Annotated in this window: 5 protein-coding genes; all 5 read left to right on the top strand. The window is 74.4% G+C overall.

Translation table 11 applies throughout. The annotated features are described in order from the left end of the window. Positions 1 to 676, top strand: a 676-nt coding sequence (locus E1289_RS38355; RefSeq protein ID WP_207929124.1) for a hypothetical protein, incomplete at its 5' end; no start/stop codon positions are given. Next, positions 673 to 1620, top strand: coding sequence for an AAA family ATPase (locus E1289_RS24440; protein ID WP_207929123.1), 948 nt, complete (start codon positions 673 to 675; stop codon positions 1618 to 1620). The genes E1289_RS38355 and E1289_RS24440, both read left to right, overlap by 4 nt. Positions 1621 to 1624: 4 nt before the next feature. Then, entirely contained in the window at positions 1625 to 3412 is a 1788-nt protein-coding gene (locus E1289_RS24435; protein ID WP_131984004.1) for a hypothetical protein, read from the top strand. Beyond that, on the top strand, positions 3409 to 4653 hold the full coding sequence (locus tag E1289_RS24430; protein WP_131984002.1) for a CHAT domain-containing protein: 1245 nt from the start codon (positions 3409 to 3411) through the stop codon (positions 4651 to 4653). The genes E1289_RS24435 and E1289_RS24430 overlap by 4 nt, the downstream gene beginning before the upstream one ends. Next, the gene (locus E1289_RS24425) at positions 4650 to 8564 is read left to right on the top strand and encodes a tetratricopeptide repeat protein (protein WP_131984000.1); all 3915 of its coding nucleotides are present in this window, start codon (positions 4650 to 4652) and stop codon (positions 8562 to 8564) included. The genes E1289_RS24430 and E1289_RS24425 overlap by 4 nt, the downstream gene beginning before the upstream one ends. Positions 8565 to 8586 lie beyond the last annotated feature (22 nt).

Genomic DNA, 8586 nt, shown 5'->3' with positions numbered 1-8586 from the left:
GTCACCGGGGGTGGGCCGGCGCGAGGGGCAGCTGAGACGCAAGAAGGCGCTGTCGGACGCCGCGGAGCCCAAGGGGGCGCCTCCAGACGAGAAGGAGATCCAGCGGGCCGGCGCGGCGGGGCATGACCTGCGGCGCCGGTTCCCGATCCCGGACCACCTCGTCCGGGGAACGGCCCTCGGCAACGTGCTGGCGGCGATGGAGGACGGCGCGGGACGCGCATACGGGCTCGACGCGGTGACGGCCTGGCCGAGGCTCTACCCGCTTCTCGGAGAGCGGGTCAGGGCGACCGTCGACGACCGCCGCGACAGCCTGGACCTCGCAGCCCGGATGGCGGTGACCATGGCGTTCACCGCGGTCGCGACGTTCGCGCTGCTGCTGGCGTCGGGCTGGTGGCTGCTGCTGGCACTCGTCCCCCTGGCGCTGGCCTGGACGGCCTACCGCGGCGCCGTGCACGTGGCGCTCGCGTACGCCGAGAGCGTCGAGGTGGCCTTCGATCTGCATCGGGCGGACCTGCTCTACGCCCTGCGCATGCCGCCCCAGGAGGACCCGGACAAGGAGCGCGCCTTGTTCGAGCTCTGGTGCGACCACTGGCGGCAGGGAATTCCATTGCCGGACGACATGAGATTCGCGCTGGTACAGAACGAGAGTCACATCGTGTACAGGGAACAGAAGTGATCGATCAGGAGCCGATGTCGTCCGTCCTGCCGTACTCGCTGATCGTCGGGCAGGGGGAACTGCGTGCCGCGCTGGAGATCGCCTACGTCAGCGATGCCGTCGGCGGCGTGCTGGCGACAGGGCAGCGCGGCACCGCGAAGACCACGACCGTGCGCGCGTTCACCGCGATGCTGACCGGCGAGCTTCCGGTCACCCTGCCGATCGGCGCCACCGACGACCGGGTTCTCGGCGGCTGGAAGATCGACAAGCTGATGCGGGGAGAGCCCGAGGCGCAGGACGGGCTGCTGGTCGAGGCGTCCAAGTCCAGCTCCGGGATCCTCTACATCGACGAGGTCAACCTGCTCGACGACTACCTGGTCAACATCATCCTGGACGTGGTGTCCACGGGGGTCCTCAACATCCAGCGCGACAATCTCGCCGAGCGGTCGGTGCCGGTCAAGTTCACGCTGGTCGGGACCATGAACCCCGACGAGGGCAGCCTCCGGCCCCAGCTGCTCGACCGGTTCGGCCTGGTCGCCGAGGTCCGCCCGGAGGACGCGGTGGACGAGCGCGCCCTCATCATGGAGAGGGTCCTCGCCTTCCAGGACGACCCCGGCGGCGAACTCGTGTCCGAGGCGCGGCGGCGGGACGCGGAGCGGCGCGCGGAACTGGAGAAGGCGAAGGAGCGGGTCGGCGAGGTCGTCTTCGCCGACGGGACGCTCGCGGCGTGCGCCCGGCTGGCGCAGGCGTTCGGGCTCGCCGGGCACCGCGGCGAGATCGTCCTGGCGCGGGCCTCGCGGGCTCTGGCCGCCATCGACGGCGACGCCGCGGTGACCACCGGCCACGTCCGGCGCGTCGCGCGGCTCGCGCTGGTGCACCGCAGGTCCAGCGGCGACTCCGGCCGGCTCCCGGAGTGGGGGGCCGCCGAGGAGGACATGGTGACCGAGCAGCTGCGCGAGGGGTGAGCCGATGGCCTCGCTCGCCCGGGTACGGACACTGCTGCGGTGCCTCGCGGCGGACCACCGGCTGGGAGGCGTGCTCTTCTTCGACCTCGAACCGTCCCTGCTGGCGCCGCTGGCCCACCGGCTCGCCGAGGCGCTGCCCGGAACACCCCCGACCGTGCTGCTCGGCCCGCATTCCGGGGACGAGGGCCTTTGGCTCCGCACCCGCCTGCACGGCGAGGAACTCCGGTTCGAACCGGGACCGCTCGCCGCGGACTCCGGCGCCGTGGTGATCGTGCCCGACCTCGTCCAGGCCGACCCGCTCGCGGCGCGCAGCATCGTGACGATGGCCGGCGCCGACGCGGCCTCGGCGGAACTGCTCGGGCACAGCCTGCGCTGGACGCCGCGGACGTGGTGGCTCGCGGCGGCACCGCGCGCGGCGGCCGGCGGGCTGTCGCCGCACCTGCTGGACCGGTTCCCGATCCGGGTGGCGGCCGGCGGGCTGCGTGCCGAGTGGGCCCCGTCGGCGGCCGCGGCGTGCCGCACCACCCGGACCGCCGAGGACGCGGCGCTCCTGGACGGGCTGCCCACCCTGGCGGCGGGGCCGGCGACCAGGCCGCCGCTGTCCCGGGCGGCGGCCCTGCGCGTCGTGGACCTGCTGCCGCCCGGCCCGAGCCGCCGCAGGGATCTGGCGCTCGCCCGGGTGGCGCGCGTGCTGGCCGGTCTCGCCGGGGCCGGGGCCACCGGACCCGCGCATGTCGACGAGGCGGCGGAGCTGATGGGCCTCCCGGTCCCCGGGGCGTCCGGCGCCCCGCCGGAACCGGCGGAACCCTTCCGGCCGGCCGGACAGGTCGCGCCCCGCCCGCCCCGTCCGGAGCCGGTGCGGCCCGCGGCCCGCGTGTCCGCGGGCTCCGGCGCCGCCGAACCGGTGGGGGACGGGCGCGCCGGCCCGCCCGTGCCCCTTCCGGCGGCGCTGCCGGACGACTCCTGGCCCTATCCGGAGGACGAGGCCGACGCCCTCCCGAGGCTGGGGACGCTGCGCCCGGCGGGCCGGCAACGCACGCTCGCCGCGCGACGCAGGGGGCGGCCCCTCGGTGTCCGCCCGGCCTTCGACCTCCGGGACCTCGCCATCGTCGCCACGGTGGTCGAGGCCGCGAAGTACCAGCGGGTGCGGCGCGCCCACCGTCCGGGGGGCGGCGGCAGGCTGCTCATCAGCCCGGCGGACCTGCGCCGGCCGCGTCGCCAGCCCGAGCCCGGTTCCGCCCTCGTCCTCGTGCTGGACCATTCGTGCTGGCGGCACTTCGACCGCGCTCCCGGGATGGCCGCGTTCCTTCGCCGGGCCCACCGTGACGACTCGGCCGTGTCGGTGATCGAACTCGGCCACCGGGACAATCCGGCGGAGCTGAGCGCCGTCCGCTACCGGGCCCGCTCCCTGCTGGACCCCCGCGTCCTCGCCTCGCTCAACCGGTCGCCCGGCCAGGCCACCCCCCTCGCCCACGGCCTCGAACTGGCGGTGGCCGAGACGCGCCGGCTGCTGCGGCGCGGTCCCCTGCCGATCTCGCTGGTGGTCGCCACGGACGGCCGGGGCAACGTGCCGCTGGACGACAGCCTGCTCGGCACGGTCCGCGAGGCGGTGGGCCGCCGGGGGGTGACGGCCGCGCTCGACGCGGCCGCCCCGCTGCGCACGCTGCCCGGCGTCCGCGCCGTCGTGCTGTCGCCCGACGTCGCGCAGTACTCCGGGCTGCCCTTCGACCTCGCGGAGGCGATGGGCGGCTCGGTGATCGTCGCACCGCGGAAGGAGGGGCACCGGCGATGAGCATGCGGGGCGAGATGTCCGCGGACGGCGGTGAGCCGCCGGAGGCCCGGACGAGACCGGCCGTCCCCGCCGTCCCCTCCGACGCCGTGCCGGCCCCGGAGCCCGAGAGCCTCCCGGCCGGGCCGGCTCCGCTGGACGAGGAGCTCGCGCCCAACGTCGCGATGCTGTCGGTCAAGGCCAACGCCAGATACGGGCCGCGCAGCTTCGAGCTCCACTTCCACCACAGGGGCGAGCACCACGGCGCGACCTCCGACGACGACCTCGACGCGCAGCAGGCCCACGAGGATCTTTCGCTGGGCAGGCTGAACGGAGCGGTCGACGACGAGGAATGGCGGCGGACCCACGACTGGATGATGAACTGGTGGGGCGGCCTGCGCACGCTGCACTCCTGGCTCGGTGACCTTCTCCAGGACGAGAACGCGCAGCTCGTCGTGTTCGACGTGACCGGCTACGAGATCCCATGGGAGCTCTGCTTCCACCAGCCGCCGCCGGGGCGGTCCGGCCCCCGCGGATGGCTCGGCGAGCTCATCCCCGTCACCAGGTGGACCAGCCTGCTGTACGAGCAGGCCGGCGGACGCTACGGCGCGGTGGCGCAGGAGCGGACGGGCGGTCTCATGATGATGGAGGCCGAAGACCTGAGGGAGGGCCTCGACGCGTTCGCCAAGTACGAGGTCCGGGACCGCGAGCCCACCGTCGACAAGCTGCTCCGGTCCCTCTCGGACGAGAACGCGGAACATCCGCCGTTCTCCCTGCTGATGATCCGGTGCCACGGGGAGTACACGGCGGACAGGCTCAAGCTCAACGGGATCGCGCTGGAACGGCTCTTCGAGTACGACATGTCAGCGCTGCGCGCGGCACAGGCGATCGTGCTGCTCAACGCCTGCATCACCGGCCGTACCGTGATGGACAGCGGGCACCTCGGGGCCCCGACCCGCAGCTTCGCGCAGACCTTCCTGACCAAGGGGGCACGCGGTGTCATCGCGACCGGGGGCGACATCGGCGCCAGGCACTCCCACGGGTTCGCGGTGAAGCTCGTCCAGCGGGCCGGGAAGAACCCCGAGAACCTGGCGCGGTTCCTGCACGAGCACCGGCGGCACTACGCCAAGCGGGTGCGCTTCCGGCCGAACGAGCCCGACGACCGGTTCCCGGACGCGTACAAGAGGTTCTTCTGGAGCTTCATGTACGTGTACTTCGGGCACCCAGACACGACGCTCCGCCTCGTGCGCCGGGACGAGACATGAGCCCGGCCGAGGTCCGGCTGCGTCCCGTCGTGAGCTGGCCGCGCCGCGCCGAGACCGGCGGCCGCCACCTCGTCAGCGTGGACGTCGAACTGGAGGGGCCGCTGGGCGAATGGCCCTACGAGCAGGAGGAGTACGCGATCGGCTGCGTCCTGGACGGCGGCTCCGGGTTCGCCGTCGAGTCGGTCGGCGACACCACGCTGGTGGTGCACCGGTTCGGCGGCACCTACGGGCCCGTCACCTTCGTCGCGCAGGCGCTGGACGCTCCGGGCGAGGAGCTGTGCCTCACCCTCGTCACGGCGGGCGGCGTGCCGTTCAGGACCGTCCGGCTGACCGTGGAACGCCCGGTCGCGGCGGCCGTCCCCGATGAGCCCGGCCTCGATGACGCCGCCGAACCGCGCCGCCGCTACACGATCACTCCCTATCCGCCGCCGGCCGCACCGCTGCCGGCCCCGTACGGCGTGCCGCCGAGCCGGGCGCTCGCCGCCGCCGGTGAGCGGGCACGTCTCGTCGGCCGCGATTCCGAACTCGACGACCTCCACGCGTGGCTGCGCGGGGAGGGAGCGAGGGTCAGGCTGGTGCACGGTCCGGGAGGACAGGGCAAGACCCGGCTGGCGCGCGAGTTCGCCATGCTGAGCAATACGGGGGGATGGGAGGTGGCTGCGGCGCATCCCGGCGAGGAACGGGAGCCGCCCGCGACCCGTAAGCCCACGGGGCCGGGCGAGGGGCGGCGGCCGCTGGGGCTGCTCCTCGTCGTCGACGACGCCGAGGCGTGGCCGGTCGAAGAGCTGCTGGACATGCTGGAGGACGTCGCGCTCGGCGGCGAACGGACGGTCCGCGTACTCCTCCTCGCGCGCCCGGCGGGAGCGTGGTGGCGTGCCCTCTCGCACCGGCTCAGCGGCCGGGGGATCGAGACCGACGCCAGCGAACTCGCACCGCTACCGGACGACGGGTCCGCCCGGCGGGCCGTTTTCCTGGGGGCGGCCGAACTGTTCGCCGAGGTGATCCCTGGGGCGGACCGGACCGCGATATCGCCACCGCCGGAGCTGGACACCGACCCCGCGTTCCAGCGGCCCCTCACCATCCACATGGCGGCGCTCGCCCAGGTGTCGGAGGGAGAGGGCGCGCCCTCGCGCCCGGTCGAGGTCTCGGTGGCACGTCAGGAACGCAGATCCTGGCGGGGGCTGCACCACAACGGGATCATCGGCAGCACCCCGGACGCCATGGCCCGTGCGGCCTACGCCGCCTCGCTGGTGGGCCCGGTGCCGCTGGAGGACTGCGAGGACGTGCTGCGGGCCGCGGGCATCGCGGAACCGGCGGCGGCACTGCGGGACCACCTCTACTGCTATCCGCCGGTGACCACCGGCACGGGGTTGCAGCCGCTCTCCCCGGGCGGCCTCGCTGAGGACTTCGTGGCCCTCGCCATCCCCGGGCACGACCACGAGCACGATCGCGACGTCCGGGCCGAACAATGGGCGGTCGACCTTCTGCGGACCCTGGCGGCCACGCAGCGCGGACCGGCGCTCCTCGGGCTGCTGGTCGAGGCGGCCCGCCGGTGGCCGCATGTCGCGGAGCAGCTCAACGCCCTCCTGCTCGAACGTCCCGGGTCGGCCATCGCGGCGGGCGGCGCCGTCCTGCTCCGGCTCACGGAGATGCCGGAGGTGGACCCGGAAGTCCTGGAGGCCGTCGAAGCGCGGCTGCCCGGCGTCCGGCTGATCGATCTCGACATCGCGAGCGCCGTGCTCGCGGAGCGGCTCATGGAGTCCAGGCTCGCCGCGGTGCGGAGCCCGGCCGGAAAGGCCAGGCTGTACGAGCGGCTGAGCGAGCGCCGAGCCAACATCGGCATGTACGAGGCGGCCCAGGATGCGGCTTCGGCGGCGCTCGAACTCCGGCGTGCGGTGGTCGCCCGCGCGCTGGCCGAGGGGGAGGAGGACGTCCGCTACATCGGTGCGCTCGCCGACTCCCTGGTGCTCAATTCCGGACATCTGGGGCGGCTCGGGCGGCACGAGGAGAGCCTCGGCCAGCTCGCCGAGGGCGTCGAGGTCATGCGGAGACTGGACGTCGAACATCCCCGGGTGTTCCGGACGCAGCTCGCGACGAGCCTGAACGCCCAGTCGCTCGCATTGGCGGACCTGGGGCGGCGCCGGGAGAGCCTGGCGGCGGTCCAGGAGGCCGTGGAACTCTGCCGCGCGGGGATGCCGTCGACCCGTCCGGCCTTGGCGGCGGGCCTGAACAACCTGTCCGCCCGCCTCGCGGAGATGGGGCGGTGCGAGGAAGCCCTGGCAGCGGTCGAGGAGGCACTGGGCCTGTACCGCGAGCTGGCGGAGGGGGAAGGGGACGCGAACCCGCACCTCCCGATGCTGGCCGCCGCCCTGCACAACCGCGCGCTGCGGCTTGGAGAGCTGGGGCGCACCGCCGAGAGCGCGCGGTCGGCGCAGGAGGCCGTGCTGATCCGGCGGCGGCTGGCCGACGCGAACCCGGGGGCGTTCGAGGCCGCACTCGCCGGCTCGCTCGCCAACCTGGCGGTCCGGCTGGGCGAGCAGGGGCGGTACGAGGAGGGGCTCGCCGCGGGCCGGGAGGCGGTGGACCGCTTCCGGCCGCTGGCGGAGATGCGCCCCGCCGCCTACGAACCCGACCTGGCCGCGGCGCTGAACAACCTTTCCGTCCAGTTGGGGGAACTGGGGCGTTCCGAGGACGCGCTCGCCGCGGCTCAGGAGGCGGTCGGCGTCTACCGGAGACTGGCGATGGCGCGCTCCGACGCGCACCGGCCGCAGCTCGCGGCCGCGCTGAACAACCTGTCCAACCGGTTGGCGGGCGTCGGCCGGCCGGACGAGGGGCTCGCCACGATCTGGGAGGCGGTGTCCATCCGCCGGCGGCTCGCGGCGGCCAATCCCGCGGCGTTCGAGGCGGACCTCGCGGTGTCGCTCGCCAACCTGGCCGACCGGTGCCATGACCTGGGACGCTACGAGGAGTCGGTGTCCGCGGCCACCGAGGCGGTGGTGGTCTTCCGGAGGCTGGCGGCGGAGCAGCCCGCGACCTTCCGGCCCAAGCTGGCGGCCTGCCTGTCGAATCTCGCCATCAGGCTGGGCCAGGCGGAACGTCCGGAGGACGGGCTGGCGGTGTCCGAGGAGGCCGTCGCGATCCACCGCCGCCTGGCCGCGGAGCATCCGGAGGCGTTCCGGCCGGCCCTCGCGAGGAACCTGAACAACCACTCGGTGCTGCTGGCCGAACTCGGCCGGACCGGCGAGAGCCTGTCGGCCGTGCGCGAGGCCATCGAGATCCAGCGCGGGCTGGCCGCGCGGCGGCCCAGGAAGTTCACGGCGGCGCTGGCGGGCAGCCTGGCCAACCTGTCGCAGTGGTCCCTGGCCGCCGGCCTGGTCGCCGCCGCGGTGGGCAGCGGCTACGAGGCCGTCCAGCACTACCGCAGGCTGAACAGCGAGCGTGTCCGGTCCTACGAGGCCGAACTGGCCTCCGGGCTGAGCGGTCTTTCGGCCACGCTGGGCGAGCTGGAGCGGTACGAGGAAGCCGTTGACGCCGCGGAGGAGTCCGTCCAGATCTACCGGCGGCTCATGCGGCGGCAACCCGACGCCCTGCCCGGCCTGGCCAGGTCCCTGAGCGGACTTTCGTCCCACCTCACGGCCCTGGGCCGCGTCGCCGAGGCGGTGGAGCGCGGCGACGAGGCCGTGGGCCTCTACCGAAGGCTGGCGGACGAGCGGCCGCGGACGTTCCGCCCCGACCTCGCCTCGGCCCTGAGCAACCTCGCGGTGGCCCTGGGGTCGCTCGGCCGGCACGAGGACGGGCTGGCTGCCGTCGGCGAGGCCGTGCGCATCCACGAGGAGTCGGGCGACGAACGCGCGCTCGCGAACGCCCGCCGGGTGCGGGACTGGCTGCGCACGTCGTACCGTGGGCACTAGACGGACATCGATCGGGAGATCG

This window comes from Actinomadura sp. 6K520, from assembly GCF_004349245.1.
Taxonomy (GTDB): Bacteria; Actinomycetota; Actinomycetes; order Streptosporangiales; family Streptosporangiaceae; genus Spirillospora.
The sequence above is the reverse complement of the archived record's forward strand: the minus strand, read 5'-3'. Positions and strand labels throughout refer to the sequence as shown.

Excerpts from the sequence above, each read along its gene's own strand:
- E1289_RS24435 (WP_131984004.1), top strand. The coding sequence starts at position 1,625 with ATGGCCTCGCTCGCCCGGGTACGGACACTGCTGCGGTGCCTCGCGGCG.
- E1289_RS24430 (WP_131984002.1), top strand. The coding sequence starts at position 3,409 with ATGAGCATGCGGGGCGAGATGTCCGCGGACGGCGGTGAGCCGCCGGAG.
- E1289_RS24425 (WP_131984000.1), top strand. The coding sequence starts at position 4,650 with ATGAGCCCGGCCGAGGTCCGGCTGCGTCCCGTCGTGAGCTGGCCGCGC.